Raw genomic sequence first — 18,328 nt, forward strand, 5'->3', positions numbered from 1 at the left:
GTGTTCGACATTGGTTTTGGTGAGTTACTGCTGGTCTTTGTGATTGGTCTGATTGTGTTGGGGCCGCAGCGTTTACCCGTTGCGGTGAAAACCGTCGTGGGCTGGGTGCGGGCACTTCGCTCGCTGGCAACTACCGTGCAGAACGAGCTGGCACAGGAGCTGAAGCTTCAGGAATTTCAGGACAGCCTGAAAAAGGTTGAAAAGGCGAGCATGGATAACCTGACGCCGGAGCTGAAAGCATCAATGGATGAGTTACGCGAAGCGGCTGAATCCATGAAGCGCTCATACAGCATTAACGATCCTGAGAAGGCGAGCGATGAAGCAAACACCATCCATAATCCGGTGGTGAAGGGCAGCGAAGAGCAGCGCGAGGGTGTGACGCCTTCCAGCGCGGAGCATCAGGCCGCTTCGCCAGAGCAATCGCCGCAGGAGCCCGAAGTGAAAAAGCAGGTGCCGCCGGAAGAGCCCGTGGTCAAAACGGCTGAGGTAAAACCCGCCGCGCCTGTTTCCGAATCATCCCCCTCGTCGAGTGATAAAGCGTAAACATGGCAGTAGATGATACTCAACCGCTGATTGCGCACCTCATTGAGCTGCGTAAGCGCCTGTTAAACTGCATTATTGCGGTTTTCCTCATTTTTTTATGTCTGGTCTATTTCGCCAACGATATCTATCAGGTGGTTTCCGCGCCGCTGATTAAACAGATGCCGCTGGGCGCGACGATGATTGCAACGGACGTTGCTTCACCGTTCTTTACCCCCATCAAGCTGACCTTCTGGGTATCGTTGATTGCCTCTGCGCCGGTCATTTTGTATCAGGTCTGGGCATTTGTGGCGCCCGCGCTGTACAGGCATGAACGCAAGCTGGTTATTCCGCTGCTGGTGTCCAGTTCGCTGCTGTTTTACATCGGCATGGCGTTCGCCTACTTCGTTGTCTTCCCGCTGGCCTTCGGCTTCCTGACGCATACCGCACCGGAAGGGGTACAGGTGTCGACGGACATCGCCAGCTACCTCAGCTTCGTGATGGCGCTGTTTATGGCCTTTGGTGTCGCCTTCGAGGTGCCCGTAGCAATTGTCCTGCTCTGCTGGGTGGGGGTGACCACGCCTGACGATCTGCGTAAGAAGCGCCCGTACATCCTGGTGGGGGCATTTGTCGTAGGTATGCTGTTAACGCCACCGGACGTCTTCTCGCAAACCTTACTGGCGATACCGATGTACTGCCTGTTTGAAGTCGGCGTGTTCTTCGCTCGTTTCTACGTCGGAAAGGGACGTACCCGGGACGAAGAAGACGAGCCGTCTGAAGAGACCACTAAAGAATAAAACCAACCGCCCGTCAGGGCGGTTGTCATATGGGGATACGTATGTTTGATATCGGGCTTAACCTCACTAGCTCCCAGTTTGCGAAAGACCACGATGAGGTGGTGGCGCGCGCCTTTGCCGCCGGCGTGGGTGGGCTGCTACTGACGGGAACGAATCTGCATGAGAGTGAGCAGGCACGGCAGCTGGCGCAACGCTATCAACACTGCTGGTCCACCGCAGGCGTGCATCCTCATGACAGCAGCCAGTGGACGCATGAAAGCGCTGAGGCGCTTCATCGTCTGGCACAAACGCCAGAAGTGGTTGCCATTGGCGAATGCGGGCTTGATTTCAACCGTAACTTCTCGACGCCTGAAGAGCAGGAGAAGGCATTTACCGCCCAGCTCGCGCTGGCAGCAGAGCTGGAGATGCCGGTGTTTATGCACTGTCGCGATGCGCATGAACGTTTTATGGCGCTACTGGAACCCTGGCTGGAGAAACTGCCGGGCGCGGTGTTGCACTGCTTTACGGGCTCCCGTCAGGAAGCGCTGGATTGCCTGAACCGCGGGTTTTATTTGGGTATCACGGGCTGGGTCTGCGATGAGCGTCGTGGGCTGGAACTGCGTGAGCTGTTACCCGTTATCCCGGCAGATCGTTTGCTGCTGGAAACGGATGCGCCGTATCTGTTGCCCCGGGATATGCAGCCCAAACCGCCATCACGACGTAATGAACCGGCCTACCTGGGGCATATTGCTGAGCGAGTGGCGCACTGGCGGGGAGAAGATGTGCAGTGGCTGGCAGCACAAACCGATGATAACGTGCGTCGTCTGTTCGGCGTGCAGTTCTAAACTTTGCGGAAATCGGTGTTTTTCACGCTCTGCAACACCTCTTTGTTCAGCAGGTTGAGCAGCAGCATGGAGCGCGCTTCACCGTCCGGCTCAGCGAAGATGGCCTGTAAGCCTTCAAAGGCGCCTTCGGTGATCACCACGCTGTCGCCGGCATAAGGGGTTTCCGGATCGGTAATATCTTCAGGCTGCTGGTAGACAGAAAGCTGATGAATAACCGATGACGGTACTCTTGCCGGATGGGCGCCAAAACGCACAAAATGGCTGACGCCGCGCGTGGCACTGATCGTCGTGGTGTGGATCACTTCGGGGTCGAATTCGACGAACAGGTAATTCGGGAACAGAGGCTCACTGACGGTCGTGCGTCTTCCACGCTGCATTTTTTCAAGCGTGATCACGGGTGTCAGGCAGTTAACAGACTGACGTTCAAGATGTTCCTGCGCGCGCTGAAGTTGCCCGCGTTTGCAATACAGTAAATACCAGGCCTGCATAATCACTCTTCCCATTGTTCGGGGCGCAAGCATACCAAAACCCTGGCGGGATCGCTAAGGTGATTATAATGGCGAAAAAGAGAGTAAGTCGTGGAAGTTCACGCTAATTTAACAAAATTACAGCATCACGCGGTCTTACGCCGTATAATGAAGCGCTTACAGAGAGGCCATGATTAACTGCATGAAATACCACGATCTACGCGACTTCCTGGCGCTGCTGGAAAAGCAGGGCGAACTCAAACGCATTACGCTTCCTGTTGATCCGTATCTGGAAATGACAGAAATCGCTGACCGCACCCTGCGCGCGGGCGGCCCGGCGTTGCTGTTTGAAAACCCAAAAGGCTACACCATGCCGGTGCTGTGCAACCTGTTTGGCACACCTCGCCGCGTGGCGCTGGGGATGGGGCAGGAAGATGTCACGGCGTTACGTGAAGTGGGCAAACTGCTGGCCTTTCTGAAAGAGCCGGAGCCGCCAAAAGGGTTCCGCGACCTGTTCGACAAACTGCCGCAGTTTAAGCAGGTGTTGAATATGCCCACCAAACGCCTGCGCGGTGCGCCGTGCCAGCAAAAAGTGCTGGAAGGCGATGCGGTGGATCTGACCAATATTCCCATCATGCAGTGCTGGCCTGAAGATGCCGCACCGCTGATCACCTGGGGCCTCACCGTGACGCGTGGGCCGCATAAAGAGCGTCAAAACCTCGGCATTTACCGCCAGCAGCTGATTGGCAAAAACAAGCTCATCATGCGCTGGTTGTCCCATCGCGGCGGGGCGCTGGATTTCCAGGAGTGGTGCGCGGCCCATCCGGGCGAACGCTTCCCGGTTTCCGTCGCGCTGGGTGCCGATCCGGCAACCATCCTGGGCGCGGTGACGCCTGTTCCTGATACGCTGTCTGAATATGCCTTTGCAGGGCTGCTGCGCGGCACCAAAACCGAAGTGGTGAAGTGCATCTCCAATGACCTGGAAGTACCGGCCAGCGCAGAGATTGTGCTGGAAGGTTACATTGAACAGGGCGAGCTGGCACCCGAAGGGCCGTACGGCGACCACACCGGCTATTACAACGAAGTGGATAACTTTCCGGTGTTCACCGTCACCCACATTACCCAGCGTGAAGATGCCATCTATCACTCCACCTATACCGGCCGTCCACCCGACGAACCGGCGGTACTGGGCGTGGCGCTGAACGAAGTGTTCGTGCCGATCCTGCAAAAGCAGTTCCCGGAAATCGTTGATTTTTATCTGCCGCCGGAAGGGTGTTCGTATCGCCTGGCGGTGGTGACGATGAAGAAGCAGTATGCCGGTCACGCTAAGCGCGTGATGATGGGCGTATGGTCTTTCCTGCGCCAGTTTATGTATACCAAGTTTGTGATTGTCTGCGATGATGACGTCAATGCCCGCGACTGGAATGACGTTATCTGGGCCATCACCACGCGTATGGATCCGGCGCGTGATACGGTGTTAGTGGAAAACACGCCGATTGATTACCTGGATTTTGCCTCGCCGGTTTCCGGACTTGGCTCAAAAATGGGACTGGATGCCACGAACAAATGGCCTGGCGAAACCGACCGTGAATGGGGTCGCCCGATCGAAAAAGATCCTGCCGTGACCGCGCGAATTGACGCGATCTGGGACGAGCTGGCCATAATGAATAACGGTAAGGCAGAATAAGACCGTTTAGCCCTATAGACTTCCCGACAGAGAGAGCGAATGACAACCTTAAGCTGTAAAGTGACGTCGGTAGATGCTATTACCGACACCGTATATCGCGTCCGTTTGGTTCCTGAAGCGGCATTCTCATTCCGTGCCGGTCAGTACCTGATGGTCGTGATGGACGAGCGTGATAAGCGTCCTTTCTCTATGGCCTCAACGCCAGCAGAGAAGGAATTTATTGAGCTGCATATTGGTGCGTCTGAGCTTAACCTGTACGCGATGGCCGTGATGGACCGCATCCTGAAAGAGCGTGAAATCGTGGTCGATATTCCTCATGGCGAGGCCTGGCTGCGTGAAGACGAAGACCGTCCGCTGATCCTGATTGCCGGTGGCACGGGCTTCTCCTATGTCCGCTCTATTCTGCTGACGGCGCTGGCACGTAATCCAAATCGCGATATCACCATCTACTGGGGCGGCCGTGAAGAGAAGCACCTTTACGATCTGTCTGAGCTGGAGGCGCTGAGCGTAAATCATCCAAACCTGCGCATTGAGCCGGTTGTCGAGCAGCCGGAAGAGGGCTGGCGCGGGCGCAGCGGTACGGTGCTGACTGCGGTATTGCAGGATCACGGGACGCTGGCCGGGCACGATATCTACATTGCCGGTCGCTTTGAAATGGCAAAAATTGCCCGCGACCTGTTCTGCAACGAGCGTGACGCGCGGGAAGATCGTCTGTTTGGCGATGCGTTTGCGTTTATCTGATTGAGAGACCCGCTTCGGCGGGTTTTTTATGCTCGGGCAATAGCCTGGTGAAAATTTAACCTTGAAATGGGCGGCGCATTGCCGTTATTCTTGTTCCCGTTAAATTTCGCCCTCAGGAGCGCCCCCCAAAAATGAACAAACACGACTGATGAATTTCGATCCTTGCTCAACGCATCGCGTCGGCAGGGGATGTTTTGATTTCATTCAGGAGTGCTTATGGCTCATTTTGCGCAGTCCCCCTCTTTTATTTTGCATCAGGTCACCTGTCAGTTTGCGACGGGCGATATCCTTTTTGGTCCACTGAATCTTTCTCTGGATGCGTCAGTGTGCGCGCTGGTTGGCCGCAACGGCAGCGGTAAAACACGCCTTCTCCGGTTGCTGGCAGGAGTTGATGAACCCGCCAGCGGTCATATTGAACGCTTTGGTACACACGTCTACGTGGCGCAGCAGCAGGATATTTCTGCGGATACCACGCTTGCCGAACTGCTTGGTTACGACGCGATCTTTGCGGCGCGCACGCGCATCGACAGCGGTCATTATGAACCCGACGATCTCGACACGCTCGACGGTTATTGGGATCTGGCTGAACGGCTGAGCCAGGCTTTTATCGCTGCAAAACTTCCCCCTTTTGACCCGAGTAAACGCGCGGCAGAGTTGAGCGGTGGCGAGCGCATTCGTGCCTTGCTGTGCAGCGCATTCACCGCGGATGCTGACTACCTGCTGCTGGACGAACCGACCAACCACCTCGACAGGCAAGGCCGCAAGTGGTTCTACGAGCAGCTTTCCAGGTATCAGGGCGGGGTGCTGGTGGCCTCTCACGACCGTGAGTTGCTGGCCCAGGTACCGCGAATCCTTGAACTGAGCGCGTTGGGCTTGCGCAGCTACGGTGGGAATTATGCTGACTATCGAACCCAGCGTGATGCTGAACAGCTGGCTGCCCGCGCCGCGCTGGAGCATGCTGCCACCGAGCGCAAGCGTACCCGCGCCCGTATGCATAAAGAGCATGACGACAGCCTGCGGCGTTCAGCCAAAACGCTTCGCACGGTCGACAGCCTTAACATCGCCTCGTTTGAACGGGTCAAATACAAAGGGGCGGCGAAAGAGCGTATTGGTTCCTGGAAAAAACAGCATAGCGATCAAAACCATGCTTTGAACGCTGCGGTCAACCAGGCACGCGAGCGGGTTGAAGAGGATAATGCGGTGATGTTTACCCTGCCGGGCAGTGAAATCCCGGAAGGGAAACAGGTGCTGGTGCTGGAAGAACTGGTGCTTCCGCACGTGCCTGTCCCACCGATAAACTGGCGAATGGATGGCCCGATGCGCGTGGCGCTACGCGGGCCGAACGGCTGTGGAAAATCCACGCTGTTGAAAGTGATATTGGGCGAAACCGCCCCTGTTACGGGAATCTGTAAGGTCTCTGTCAGGTGTGCTTATCTCGATCAGCATCTTTCCCGGCTGGATCTGTCGCAGTCGGTGATGACTCACCTTAGCCTGGGCAATACGCCGCTCGAAGAGGGGGCGCTGCGTACCCGTTTAGCGCAGCTTCAACTGGGCGCAGAGAAAGTGACACTACCACTGGCCGAACTGAGTGGCGGCGAGCGCCTGAAGGCCGCGCTGGCCTGCGTATTGTGGCGTGAAGCGGCAACGCAGCTGTTGCTTCTGGATGAGCCGACCAACCATCTTGATCTGGCCTCTGTTCAGGCCATTGAAGCGGCCTTAGCCGATTACCCCGGCGCGCTGCTGGTGGTGTCGCACGATGAAGCTTTTCTGGCAGGGCTGAAGCTGACGCATGAACTGGTGTGGGAAGAGACGGGATGGCGATGTGAAACCCTGTAAACACAAGCCCCCGCAAGGGCGGGGGCAAACAAACTTTATCAGGCTAACTGCTTGCGAAGGTCAGGGTTTGCCTGGATCAGGCGCATCAGCTTTAGCTCGGCTGGGGTAGGTTTTTCACGTTTTGACTCCCACTCCAGCACCATTGCTACGCTGACACCCATCGCTCTTGCGAATTCATCTGTTTTCAGGCCCGATCCTTTGCGTAAACGCTCAAATTCACTAAAAGGATTGGACTTTTGATTCAGGGTAACCGTCGGCGGTACATCTTTAAAAATAATCTGTTCCAGGCTGCTCAGCAGCTCAAACTCAGGATCTTTTAATTCCATTGAGAACTCCTCATAAATCACACATCGGGATCATGAACATCAGAGAGCCTGTTAAGAATAGTCCCTAAACCAGACACAGGATCGTCACGGCTGTGATTAATTGTGCGATAACGATCGCTTTACACGTTTCAGCTATATGGATAGTTATGCTAATTACCTGATTAGTCATATGTAGGGATTCACAGGTATTTTTTTGTAAATAGTCAGTACAAAAAAGGGAATACCCGTTTTGCATGAAAACTCTATCTTGCAAGGCTGACCTGGACTATCCTTGTCAGCGTTGGGCACGCGTGTGCCGGTGTGCGCTTTTTGGGTGAAAGGAGTAATAAAATGGCGACAGGAAAGTCCTGCTCTCGCTGGTTTGCGCCTATTGCGGCGTTATTGATGGTTGTTAGCCTGAGTGGGTGTTTCGATAAAGAAGGCGATCAGCGCAAAGCGTTTATCGATTTTCTACAGAATACAGTGATGCGTAGCGGCGAGCGTTTACCAACGCTGACTGCGGATCAGAAAAAACAGTTTGGTCCATTCGTGTCGGATTACGCCATTCTGTATGGCTATTCTCAGCAGGTAAGCCAGGCGATGGATTCCGGTATTCGCCCGGTAGTGGATAGCGTGAATGCCATCCGTGTTCCACAGGATTATATGACCCAGCGCGAACCGCTACGCCAGTCAAATGGCGCGCTTGGGGTACTGAGCCAGCAGCTGCAAAATGCCAAAATGCAGGCTGATGCGTCGCGTTCCGCGTTGAAGCAGGGCGAGGATCTTAAACCGGTCTATGACCAGGTGTATGAGAAAGTCGTGACCAAGCCGTCAAACGCTTTGCAACCGCTGATCCCGGCGGCGCAGGTCTTTACTCAGCAGTTGGTCCAGGTGGGTGACTTTATTAGTGAACAAGGTACGCAGGTGAGCTTTGTCTCTAACGGTATCCAGTTCCCGACCTCCCAGCAGGCGAGCCAGTATAACGCGCTGATCGGTCCGCTCGCGTCCCAGCATCAGGCCTTTAGCCAGGCCTGGAGCGCAGCGGTCGCTGCTACGGAATAAGAAAAACCCCCGCTTCGGCGGGGTTTTTTTATGCTTGATGAAAATAACGCTTGTCATTCATCTACCACATCGGTATAACTATGTTCGTCGGTTTGTTACACAGACCTAAAGCAGTTTAGTAAAGCAGTCCAGATTGTTATCCATAGATACCCTTCGTAGTGACCCTTCCTTCATCGCTTAAAAATCTGTAACGCAATCCATCAAGCCGGAAGGCACAATATATTTGTTAATAAGGTAATTTCTATGTCTGCTAAAATGACTGGTCTGGTAAAATGGTTCAACGCTGATAAAGGTTTCGGCTTCATCACTCCTGACGATGGCTCTAAAGACGTGTTCGTACACTTCTCTGCTATCCAGAACGATGGCTACAAATCTCTGGATGAAGGTCAGAAAGTTTCCTTCACCATCGAAAGCGGCGCTAAAGGCCCAGCAGCTGGTAACGTTGTAAGCCTGTAAGCTTCCAGCCCAGTAGCACTAAATTCAAAAACCCGCCTTCTGGCGGGTTTTTTCGTTTCTACTGTTGTATCTGCGGGTTAACGCAGTTCTTATCCACTTTACCGCCGAGCGCGGCAATCAGGTTATCCACGGCGGTCGCCGCCATGTTGTAGCGTGTTTCATGAGTTGCAGAGCCGATGTGAGGCAGGGCGACGACGTTCGGCATGGTCAGTAGCGGAGAATCCACCGGCAGCGGCTCTTGTTCAAACACGTCCAGACCAGCGGCGTGGATCTCACCGTTTTGCAGTGCCTCAATCAGCGCCTTCTCATCGACCACCGGACCACGACCCGCGTTGATGAAAATGGCCGATTTCTTCATCTTTTCAAACGCCGCTTTGCCGATGAGATGACGCGTTTCATCCGTCAGCGGCAGGATCAGGCAGACAAAGTCGGCTTCCCGCAACAGCGTATCAAGCTCGCAATAAAGGGCGTTGAAACGTTCTTCAGCTTCACTGTGGTGACGGCGCGCGTTATACAGAATGGGCATGTTGAAGCCAAAATGCGCGCGCTGTGCCAGCGCCAGACCGATACGGCCCATCCCAACAATCCCCAGCGTTTTGCCATGAACGTCCACGCCGAACCAGTCCGGGCCAATGCTTTTGGTCCATTCGCCCGCTTTCACGCGCTCGGCCACTTCCACTACACGACGGGCGGTGCTAAGCACCAGCGCCATCAGCGTGTCGGCGACGGTTTCCGTCAGGGCATGGGGCGTGTGCATCAGCAGGATGTTGCGCGCGTTTAGCGCATCCACGTCGAAATTGTCGTATCCCACCGAAACGGTTGAGGTAGCACGAAGCTTCGGCATTTTCTCCAGCAGCGCTGCATCCACCTTTTCGCTCGAACCCAGCAGGCCCTCGGCGCTGGCAAACGCGTCGGCGTGCTGTGCCACGGTTTCCGGGCTGAGGTTCTTTACCCGGGTAACGGTAAAGTGTTCCTCCAGGCGTTTTTGCAGATCTTCAGGCAGTGCTTTGTACAAAATGACGGACGGCTTCATGCTAATCTCCGTTGATTTTAAAAGGATTCAGGCGTGGCGTGCGCCGACGGGTAGCTGTTGATTATTAGCAGGCTTAACAATCAGAGTAAGCCATACCGAGGCAAAAAGCGCCACCCCCATAAAGATGTAAGAGGCCGACGGGCTGCCGGTGGCACCGTTAAGATAACCCACAAACCACGAGCCAAAGAACGAACCCAGCGCACCCATACTGTTGATCAACGCCATCGCGCCCCCTGCGACGTTACGCGGCAGCATTTCCGGGATGATGGCAAAGAACGGACCATACGGGGCATACATGGCCGCACCCGCAATCACCAGCAGCGTATACGAAGCCCAGAAGTGGTTTGCGCCTACGGCCCAGGAGCCAATGAAGGCAAAAGCAGCGATCAGCAGCAGTGGCCAGACGAACAGCTTACGGTTTTGCAGCTTGTCCGATGCCCAGGAGACGATAATCATCGCGATGGTCGCAGCCAGGTAAGGCACCGATGACAGCCAGCCCACTTCCACCATGCCAAGGTTTTCACCGCCGCTGCGGATAATCGACGGTAGCCACAGCACAAAGCCGTACACGCCAATACTCCAGGTAAAATACTGTGCGCACAGCAGAATAACGTTCCGGGAGCGGAAGGCTTCGCCGTAGTTACGCACCGCTTTAAGCCCTTGCTGCTCTTTATCCAGCTGCGCCTGGAGTGCGGCTTTTTCGTCTTCAGAAAGCCATTTCGCCTGGGCTGGCTTATCTTTCACCAGCACCCACCAGCAGAAGGCCCAGATAATCGCGGGAACGCCTTCGATGATGAACATCTCGCGCCAGCCGAAGGACTGGATCAGATAGCCGGAAACCACCGACATCCACAGCACGGTGACCGGGTTACCGAGTATCAGGAACGTATTAGCACGTGAACGCTCCGATTTTGTGAACCAGTTGCTGATGTAAATCAGCATTGCTGGCATGACGGCCGCCTCAACCACGCCGAGAATAAAGCGAATAGCCGCCAGAGCAGGAATGTTATTCACCACGCCAGTAAGCGACGCACAGGCACCCCATAAGATCAGGCAGATGAAAATGAGCTTTCGCACGCTGCGGCGTTCAGCGTAAATCGCGCCGGGGATCTGGAAGAAGAAATACCCCAGGAAGAAGAGGGCGCCCAGCAGGGACGAGACCCCTTTGGTGATCCCGAGGTCTTCGTTGATCCCGGCGGCGGATGCGAAACTGAAGTTGGCACGATCCAGGTACGCCAGGCTGTACGTGATAAACACGATTGGCATGATGTACCACCAGCGTTTTACTGCATTGGTCGAACTGTTCATAGGCTTGCCTCTGTTGTTGAGGTTGTTGCCGCCGTTGTCTGTAGGGTACACGGTGGCTTAATTATCTGGTGCGGATTGCTGCCCTCACCCTGGTCCTCTCTCACGGGGAGAGGGAATTTAGACGCCGAGCTCTGCTCGTGTTGGTAATCCTTCGCTGTCGCCCTGCACCTGAATCGCCAGCGAACCAATTTTGTTGCCTCGCGCCACGGCCTGCGACAGCGGTTTGCCCTCCAGCAGGGCGCTGATGACCCCGACGGCAAACCCATCGCCCGCGCCCACGGTATCGATCACGTTGTCGACTTTTACCGCAGCGACAGCGCCTTGCTCACCGTCGGCAGTTTTAAACCATGCGCCGTCGGCACCGGTTTTCAGCACCACGGCTTTTACCCCTCTGTTGAGGTAAAAATCAGCAATGCCTTCGGGCGTGCTTTCGCCAGTGAGGATCATTCCCTCTTTTATGCCCGGCAGAACCCAGTCCGCCTGAAACGCCAGTCGGTTGAGTTTCTCAGCCATCTCTGCTTCGCTTTTCCACAGTACCGGGCGCAGGTTCGGATCAAAGGAGATCGTTTTGCCCTGCGCTTTCATTGCCGAAGCCGCGTGATCGAGTAAATCGTACGAGCTGGCCGAGAGCGCCGCCGCCACGCCGCTCAGGTGCAGGTGGCGCGCGGAGGAGAAATACGCGGCGTGATAATCATCCACGGAGAGATGGCTTGCCGCTGAGCCTTTGCGGAAATACTCCACGATGGGATCGGTTCCATTTTCAACTTTAGATTTCAGCTGAAAGCCCGTCGGGAAGCGTCCGTCGAGCGTGACGCCTGCGGCATCAATGCCCTCTTTTTTCAGCGAGTCGAGAACGAAATGGCCAAAGCTGTCATTGCCCACGCGGCTCACCCAGCCGACATTCAGCCCCAGCCGCGCAAGGCCGGTAGCGACATTCAATTCGGCGCCTGCCACGCGTTTGATAAAGTGCTCCACTGCGCTCAGCTCGCCCGTTTCGGTGGCGACAAACATCGCCATGGCCTCGCCGATAGTGATAACGTCCAGCGTCTTGTGCATGGTTTACTCCTCGCGCAGCAGGTTGACGTAATGGCGGGTGACGGCGGTGAGATCCGTCCCTTCGAGCGGAAATTCGATACCGCGCGGCGCGTCGGCAGGCAGTTGATTAAGCAGATCCCGCCAGCGAGAATCGGTCTGATCCGGCGCGACGGCGCGGAACTGCGCCTTATGCGGGACTGCGGCCTTCACATGAATATAGCTCACGGCGGGAGCCAGCTGACGTGCAGCCTCTTCCGGGGAGTCGCCAACCCACAGCCAGTTGCCCATATCGAACGTCAGTGTGACCGGCAGCGCCATTACCCGGCAGGCGGCTTTGAAGCGCTGCATCGGCGCGAGCTGCCCGCAGTCGGTCTGGTCGTTTTCCACCACCAGCGTCATGCCGCTTTCATCCAGCAGTGCGCGCAGGGCTTCAAGCGGTTGTTTGTCGCTGAAATGACCCAGCGAGACTTTAAGCCACAGCGCGTTCAGTGCGCTGGCTTCGCTAAGGTAGCGTGGAAGATCCGGGTTGAGGGTTCCATCGGGCATAAACAGGGGGGCCGGGGCGGAGTAGCACGCCAGTAAACCCAGCAGTTCAATGGACTCGCCCAGCGCAGGCAGGGCCATTAACTCGTCGTGGCTGAAGAGCTCTCGGCGGATTTCAACGCCATCAGCCCCTGCGCCGGCAATAACGGGAAGCATTGCCCGTTGACCGCCTGCCTGTCGCACCTGATCCGCACCATACGCGGCGGTGACCACCATAATTTTCCTGCTCATTTCCTGACTCCAGAGCGTAATCGATAGTATTACGCTAGATGGAACCGGTTCCAAAGAAAAGATCGGGATGCTGAATTTATGATCGCTGTCACGAAGGGGAAATTAACGGGCAGTAGAGCCGCGAACGATCAGCTCGCCAGAAAAAACCTGCTCGCGTACGGCGTCGCGGGTGCCTTCAATGCGGCGAACCACTTGTTCAACCGCGGCATAGCCGATCTGCCAGGTGGGTTGTTTGAGGGTGGTAATGCCTACGCCAGCAAGTTCAGCCCACTCCAGTTCATCAAAGCCGAGCAAGCCGATGTCGCTGCCCCAGTGCAGGCCAATGCGTTTAAGCGAGCGGGCAACCTGAAGCGTCAGCGCCCCGTTAGCGGAGATCACCGCCTTACGCATTCCCCGATGGCGGGTATGGAACTGGCGCAGGGTATTATCCAGCTGTCCGGCTTCATGGAGGGGGATTTCAGAATTTTCGGCGATCACACCGGGATAACGCGCCAGCGTGGCGCGAAATGCAGCCAGGCGGTCGCGGCGGGTGTTAACCATACCCAGCGGTTCGCTCAGGAACAGAATGGCTTCGAAACCCTGTTCAATCAGGTGCTCGGTGGCAGTGGTGGCCGCCTGGGTGTTATCCAGCCCGACCACATCGCAGGCAAATTCCGGGATTTTGCGGTCAATAAGCACCATCGGGAGAGACGATTGTTGCAGACGATTTAGCCCCTCTTCGCGCATCCCGACGGCATTGACCACGATCCCTTCCACCTGATAGCTGCGCAGCAGATCGAGGTAATGCAACTCCTGATCAACTTCGTTATTGGTGTTACAGACCAGCGGGGTAAAGCCTTTTTCCCGGCACGCCGCTTCGATGCCGCTGAGTACGTTAACGGAGTAGGGGTTAGTGATATCGGCGATGATAAGCCCAATCAGGCGGGTGCGACCCCGCTTGAGGCCGCGCGCCATCAGGCTGGGACGGTAGTCGAGATCGGCAATGGCTTGTTCGATTCGCGCCAGCAGCGCATCGGACAGCAGGTGTTTCTCGCCGTTGAGGTAGCGTGAAATGCTGGTTTTACCGGTTTTGGCGGCTTTCGCCACGTCGCTGATGGTGGCCCGGGTTGGTTTGATCATCGCTGATTTCCCTGAATTTAGTGAGAATACCTTAGCGGGAAAATCTGGCGAATCAAGCAATTTGCCGGGTGGCGGTCTGATGCCCTCACCCCAACCCTCTCCTACAGGAGAGGGCGCAAATACTAAAACGGCAACGGGGTTGCCGTTTTGCTTTTACCTACTGCACAGGACTCAACGTAATTTCAACGCGGCGGTTCTGCGCTTTGCCTTCCGCCGTGCTGTTGCTGGCGATCGGGTTAGCCGGACCCATGCCGCTGGTGCGGATGCGGTTCGCTTCTACGCCCTGGGTGATCAGCGAGCTGGCCACGGAATCGGCGCGCTGCTGCGACAGACGCATGTTCAGATCCTGGCTGCCGGTGCTGTCGGTGTAACCAATCACGTTCACGGCAGTTTTATTGTACTCTTTCAGCACTGCGGCCACGCCGGTCAGGGTGTTCGCGCCTGCGGGTTTCAGCGTCGCGCTGCTGCTGTCAAAGGTCACGTTGTTTGGCATGTTCAGGATGATGTTGTCACCGCTGCGCGTCACGCTCACGCCCGTACCTTTCATTTTGTCACGCAGTTTTGCTTCCTGCACATCCATGTAATAACCCACGCCGCCGCCCAGGGCTGCGCCTGCCGCTGCGCCAATCAGCGCACCTTTGCCGCGATCTTTCTTGGATGAGGAGAGTACGCCAACGCCAGCGCCTACCAGGGAACCAATACCCGCGCCAATGCCGGATTTGCCCGCTTCGCGTTCACCGGTGTAAGGGTTGGTTGTGCAGCCTGAAACAGCCAGTGCGCCGCTCACCAGAGCGGCAATAACGAGTACGCGTTTTTTCATCTTATTTCCTTAATCCTTTTTATTCTTTGCCACGACGGACGTGGCAGTGGATTATGACGTCCGGATACGGAGAAAATTCAGTGTATAACTCTGAAATTTGTCACAAACGATAAATTGCCTCAATGAAAGGCCGAAACACCTGCACGCAACCAGGAGCGCACGCTTTGAGCACCTCAACAAAAACCATTCTGACCGCCGCCCACTGGGGGCCGATGCTGGTCGAAACCGATGGCGACACTGTGCTGTCGTCTCGCGGGGCTTTGCCTTCGCGCCATCTCAACTCTTTACAGACCGTCGTTCGCGATCAGGTACACAGCAAGACCCGCGTCCGCTGGCCGATGGTGCGTAAAGGCTTTCTGGCGTCACCGGATAAACCGCAGGGTATTCGCGGGCAGGATGAGTTCGTGCGCGTGAGCTGGGACGATGCGCTGGCGCTGATCCATACGCAGCATAAACGCATCCGCGACAGCTATGGCCCGTCGTCCATTTTTGCCGGCTCCTATGGCTGGCGCTCAAACGGCGTGCTGCATAAGGCTGCAACCCTGCTGCAACGCTATATGAGCCTGGCCGGAGGATATACCGGCCATCTGGGTGATTACTCGACCGGCGCGGCGCAGGCGATCATGCCGTATGTCGTGGGCGGGAATGAGGTTTATCAACAGCAGACCAGCTGGCCGCTGGTGCTGGAGCATACAGAGGTGGTGGTGCTGTGGAGCGCCAACCCGCTCAATACCCTGAAAATTGCCTGGAATGCGTCCGACGAGCAGGGCGTTTCCTACTTCGATGCGCTGCGCAAAAGCGGCAAGCGCATCATCTGTATCAATCCGATGCGCTCTGAAACCCTGGATTTCTTCGGCGACAGCGCCGAGTGGATCGCGCCGCATATGGGCACCGACGTGGCGATGATGCTGGGCATCGCCCACACCCTTGTGGAGAACGGCTGGCACGACACGGAATTTCTGGCGCGTTGTACCACGGGGTTCGATAAATTTGCCGACTATCTGACGGGACAAAGCGACGGTATTGCCAAAACCGCAGAGTGGGCCGCGGCGATTTGCGGCGTTAATGCCGTTAAAATCCGCGAACTGGCGGCGTTATTCCATAGCCATGTCACGATGCTCATGTCCGGCTGGGGGATGCAGCGCCAGCAGTTTGGCGAGCAAAAGCACTGGATGTTGGTGACGCTCGCCGCGATGCTTGGGCAGATTGGCACACCCGGCGGCGGTTTTGGCCTTTCCTATCACTTTGCCAACGGCGGCAACCCGACGCGTAAAGCCGCGGTGCTGGCGTCCATGCAGGGCTCGGTGCAGGGTGGCGTGGACGCTGTGGATAAAATTCCGGTGGCACGCATTGTTGAAGCCCTGGAGAACCCCGGCGGGTTTTATCAGCACAACGGTCAGGATCGCCATTTCCCGGATATTAAGTTTATCTGGTGGGCGGGTGGGGCCAACTTCACCCATCACCAGGATACCAACCGCCTAATCCGCGCCTGGCAGAAACCGGAGCTGGTGGTGATCTCGGAGTGCTTCTGGACTGCGTCAGCGAAACATGCCGATATCGTTTTGCCTGCCACGACCTCGTTCGAGCGTAACGATCTCACCATGACGGGGGATTACAGCAACCAGCATATGGTGCCGATGAAGCGCGTCGTGGCTCCCCGGGATGAAGCGCGGGATGATTTCGACGTCTTTGCCGACCTGAGTGAAATGTGGGAAGCGGGCGGGCGGGAGCGTTTCACCGAGGGCAAAACGGATCTGCAATGGCTGGAAACATTTTACCAGATTGCCAGCCAGCGCGGGGCTGCGCAGGGCGTGTCCCTGCCGCCATTTGCTGAGTTCTGGGAGGCGAATCAACTCTTCGAAATGCCAGAAAGCGAGCAGAACGCGCGGTTTGTGCGCTTTGCTGACTTCCGTCGCGATCCGGAGAATCACCCGTTAAAAACCGAAAGCGGGAAGATTGTGATCTACAGCGAACGCATCGCCAGCTTTGGCTACGCGGACTGTCCGCCGCATCCGGCGTGGCTGGAGCCGGACGAATGGCATGGCAATGCGCAGCCGGGGCAGCTTCAGCTGCTGTCTGCCCATCCTGCCCATCGTCTGCACAGCCAGCTCAACTATTCGGCTCTGCGCGAGCAGTATGCGGTGGCGGGTCGTGAGCCGATCGCGCTGAATAGCGACGATGCAAAGGCGCGGGGGATTAACGACGGCGATCTCGTTCGGGTCTGGAACGCGCGCGGGCAGGTGCTGGCAGGCGCCGTGGTGAGTGACGGGATCCGCCCTGGCGTTTTCTGCATTCATCAGGGCGCATGGCCGGATCTGGCGCTGGACGAGGGCGGTATTTGTAAGAACGGCGCCGTAAACGTGCTGACCAAAGATCTCCCCAGCTCGAAGCTGGGGAATGGCTGCGCGGGGAATACGGCGCTGGCATGGGTGGAGAAATATGAGGGGCCGGCGCTTACCCTTACGGCGTTTGATCCGCCTGCCAGCTCATGATCCACGTCGGGTGTTGGGTATCATCCTGCCAGGCGCTGTCTTCGATGCGAAAACCCTGAGCATGATAGAAATTCACCGCCCGCACGTTTTTCTGGTACACCTCCAGGGTTAAATACGGGTAGTGCTGCTGAACGTGGTTCAGCAGCGCACGCCCAATCCCCTTTCCGATGAACGCCGGGGCGACAAACAGCGCCCCCACGAACTGGAACTGCATGACGCTGATAAAACCGCACAGGGTACCGTTTTCTTCCCAGACCCAGGTCTCGGCGGCGGGAAGGTATTCATCCCGCACTACCGCTTCATTCGCTTGCCAGTAACTTGCGTCGATAAACGGATGCGCCTCGGTGGTGCTCTCCAGCCACAGACTCAAAAGCGGCGCGGTGTTCTCACTTTGCCATTTGCGGATCATGGTGGCCCTCCGGATGGCAGAAGCAGCCCGTAATGTGGTCATTGACCAGCCCGCAGGCCTGCATAAAGGAGTAACAGATGGTGGTGCCCACAAACTTAAAGCCGCGTTTTTTCAGCGCTTTCGACAGGGCATCTGAGGCGGGGGTCGACGTTGGGATCTCTGCAAGCGTGGCGGCCTGCGTCACCTTCGGCTCGTTATCCACAAACGACCAGACAAATGCTGAAAAGGGTTCGCCATTTTGCTCCATCGCCAGATAAGCACGCGCGTTACCAATAATGGCCTGAATTTTACCGCGATGGCGGATGATACCGGTATCCAGAACCAGCTTTTGTACGTCGTCGTCGGTCATGGCGGCAACCGCAGCCGGATCGAACTGGTGGAAGGCTTTGCGATAGTTCTCACGCTTTTTCAGAACGGTGATCCACGACAGCCCGGCCTGCTGGCCTTCAAGGCAAATCATTTCAAACAGTTTTTTACCGTCGGTTTCCGGTACGCCCCATTCCTTGTCGTGATAATCGATATAAAGCTGATCCTGGCTTACCCAGCCGCAACGTTGCATAGGTCATCTCCCTTCCTGATACGGTAAACGCAAAAATTTCAATCTGCCCGGCTTGACGTGTCTGCTAAAGAGACAATAGTTAATA

At 56.3% G+C, this 18,328-nt stretch carries 19 protein-coding genes; 9 read left to right on the plus strand and 10 right to left on the minus strand.

The annotated features are described in order from the left end of the window. From tatB to tatD, 3 genes are read left to right on the plus strand one after another with little or no spacing between them, the layout of a single operon-like run. Positions 1-543 carry a Sec-independent protein translocase protein TatB gene (gene tatB, locus SK53_RS18260; protein ID WP_003860783.1) on the plus strand — a complete coding sequence of 181 codons (543 nt, stop codon included), beginning with the start codon at positions 1-3 and terminating at the stop codon, positions 541-543. A 2-nt stretch (positions 544-545) separates the two neighbouring features. Then, positions 546-1,316 (plus strand): Sec-independent protein translocase subunit TatC, encoded by a 771-nt coding sequence (tatC, locus tag SK53_RS18265; RefSeq protein WP_023315191.1) that lies wholly within the window; start codon positions 546-548, stop codon positions 1,314-1,316. Positions 1,317-1,357: 41 nt separating this feature from the next. Next, positions 1,358-2,140 (plus strand): 3'-5' ssDNA/RNA exonuclease TatD, encoded by a 783-nt coding sequence (gene tatD / locus SK53_RS18270; RefSeq protein ID WP_048209862.1) that lies wholly within the window; start codon positions 1,358-1,360, stop codon positions 2,138-2,140. Here tatD and rfaH read toward each other — a convergent pair. Next, positions 2,137-2,628, minus strand: a complete 492-nt coding sequence (gene rfaH, locus SK53_RS18275; RefSeq protein ID WP_003860779.1) for a transcription/translation regulatory transformer protein RfaH — start codon at positions 2,626-2,628, stop codon at positions 2,137-2,139. The two genes, tatD and rfaH, sit on opposite strands and share 4 nt — an antisense overlap. Before the next feature lie 169 nt (positions 2,629-2,797). Between rfaH and ubiD the strand changes: the two genes are divergently transcribed. The 3 genes from ubiD (at position 2,798) to SK53_RS18290 (ending at position 6,871) form a co-directional block, all read left to right on the plus strand. Beyond that, complete coding sequence (gene ubiD, locus SK53_RS18280; RefSeq protein WP_032608225.1) at positions 2,798-4,294, plus strand: 4-hydroxy-3-polyprenylbenzoate decarboxylase; 1,497 nt, start codon at positions 2,798-2,800, stop codon at positions 4,292-4,294. Positions 4,295-4,333: 39 nt separating this feature from the next. Then, positions 4,334-5,035, plus strand: a complete 702-nt coding sequence (fre, locus tag SK53_RS18285) for an NAD(P)H-flavin reductase (RefSeq protein ID WP_003860778.1) — start codon at positions 4,334-4,336, stop codon at positions 5,033-5,035. 216 nt (positions 5,036-5,251) lie between these two features. Beyond that, entirely contained in the window at positions 5,252-6,871 is a 1,620-nt protein-coding gene (locus tag SK53_RS18290) for an ABC-F family ATP-binding cassette domain-containing protein (protein ID WP_048209863.1), read from the plus strand. A 38-nt stretch (positions 6,872-6,909) separates the two neighbouring features. On the opposite strand, the gene SK53_RS18295 is transcribed toward SK53_RS18290, so the two are convergent. Continuing rightward, the gene (locus tag SK53_RS18295; RefSeq protein WP_003860776.1) at positions 6,910-7,197 is read right to left on the minus strand and encodes an HTH-type transcriptional regulator; all 288 of its coding nucleotides are present in this window, start codon (positions 7,195-7,197) and stop codon (positions 6,910-6,912) included. 330 nt (positions 7,198-7,527) lie between these two features. On the opposite strand from SK53_RS18295, the gene SK53_RS18305 reads away from it, so the two are divergent. Together SK53_RS18305 and cspA are read left to right on the plus strand one after the other, a co-directional pair. Next, positions 7,528-8,238, plus strand: coding sequence for a DUF3053 domain-containing protein (locus SK53_RS18305; protein WP_017383576.1), 711 nt, complete (start codon positions 7,528-7,530; stop codon positions 8,236-8,238). A gap of 243 nt (positions 8,239-8,481) precedes the next feature. Then, positions 8,482-8,694, plus strand: a complete 213-nt coding sequence (gene cspA / locus SK53_RS18310) for a transcription antiterminator/RNA stability regulator CspE (RefSeq protein WP_003860775.1) — start codon at positions 8,482-8,484, stop codon at positions 8,692-8,694. A 58-nt stretch (positions 8,695-8,752) separates the two neighbouring features. Here cspA and ghrB read toward each other — a convergent pair whose 3' ends face one another. From ghrB to SK53_RS18340, 6 genes are all read right to left on the minus strand, one after another. Next, entirely contained in the window at positions 8,753-9,727 is a 975-nt protein-coding gene (ghrB, locus tag SK53_RS18315) for a glyoxylate/hydroxypyruvate reductase GhrB (protein WP_023315194.1), read from the minus strand. A 27-nt stretch (positions 9,728-9,754) separates the two neighbouring features. Then, complete coding sequence (locus tag SK53_RS18320; protein ID WP_001089079.1) at positions 9,755-11,035, minus strand: MFS transporter; 1,281 nt, start codon at positions 11,033-11,035, stop codon at positions 9,755-9,757. 117 nt (positions 11,036-11,152) lie between these two features. Continuing rightward, a complete protein-coding gene (locus SK53_RS18325; RefSeq protein ID WP_022650188.1) occupies positions 11,153-12,091 on the minus strand; it encodes a sugar kinase in 939 nt (312 codons plus the stop codon). Between the two features lie 3 nt (positions 12,092-12,094). Then, positions 12,095-12,844 carry a sugar phosphate isomerase/epimerase family protein gene (locus SK53_RS18330; protein WP_032608229.1) on the minus strand — a complete coding sequence of 250 codons (750 nt, stop codon included), beginning with the start codon at positions 12,842-12,844 and terminating at the stop codon, positions 12,095-12,097. 102 nt (positions 12,845-12,946) lie between these two features. Beyond that, positions 12,947-13,963, minus strand: a complete 1,017-nt coding sequence (locus tag SK53_RS18335) for a LacI family DNA-binding transcriptional regulator (protein ID WP_048209865.1) — start codon at positions 13,961-13,963, stop codon at positions 12,947-12,949. A gap of 157 nt (positions 13,964-14,120) precedes the next feature. Then, positions 14,121-14,783 (minus strand): OmpA family lipoprotein, encoded by a 663-nt coding sequence (locus tag SK53_RS18340; RefSeq protein WP_022650190.1) that lies wholly within the window; start codon positions 14,781-14,783, stop codon positions 14,121-14,123. A gap of 122 nt (positions 14,784-14,905) precedes the next feature. Here SK53_RS18340 and SK53_RS18345 point away from each other — a divergent pair, with 122 nt between their 5' ends. Beyond that, positions 14,906-17,275, plus strand: coding sequence for a molybdopterin guanine dinucleotide-containing S/N-oxide reductase (locus tag SK53_RS18345; protein WP_048209866.1), 2,370 nt, complete (start codon positions 14,906-14,908; stop codon positions 17,273-17,275). Here SK53_RS18345 and SK53_RS18350 read toward each other — a convergent pair. Both SK53_RS18350 and tag read right to left on the minus strand, forming a co-directional pair. Then, a complete protein-coding gene (locus tag SK53_RS18350; RefSeq protein ID WP_022650192.1) occupies positions 17,244-17,684 on the minus strand; it encodes an N-acetyltransferase in 441 nt (146 codons plus the stop codon). The genes SK53_RS18345 and SK53_RS18350 overlap by 32 nt on opposite strands. Then, complete coding sequence (tag, locus tag SK53_RS18355) at positions 17,662-18,243, minus strand: DNA-3-methyladenine glycosylase I (RefSeq protein WP_022650193.1); 582 nt, start codon at positions 18,241-18,243, stop codon at positions 17,662-17,664. Before tag ends, SK53_RS18350 begins: the two co-directional genes overlap by 23 nt. Positions 18,244-18,328: the final 85 nt, after the last annotated feature.

This window comes from Enterobacter sp. MGH119, assembly GCF_001037675.1.
GTDB classification, from domain to species: domain Bacteria; phylum Pseudomonadota; class Gammaproteobacteria; order Enterobacterales; family Enterobacteriaceae; genus Enterobacter; species Enterobacter hormaechei_C.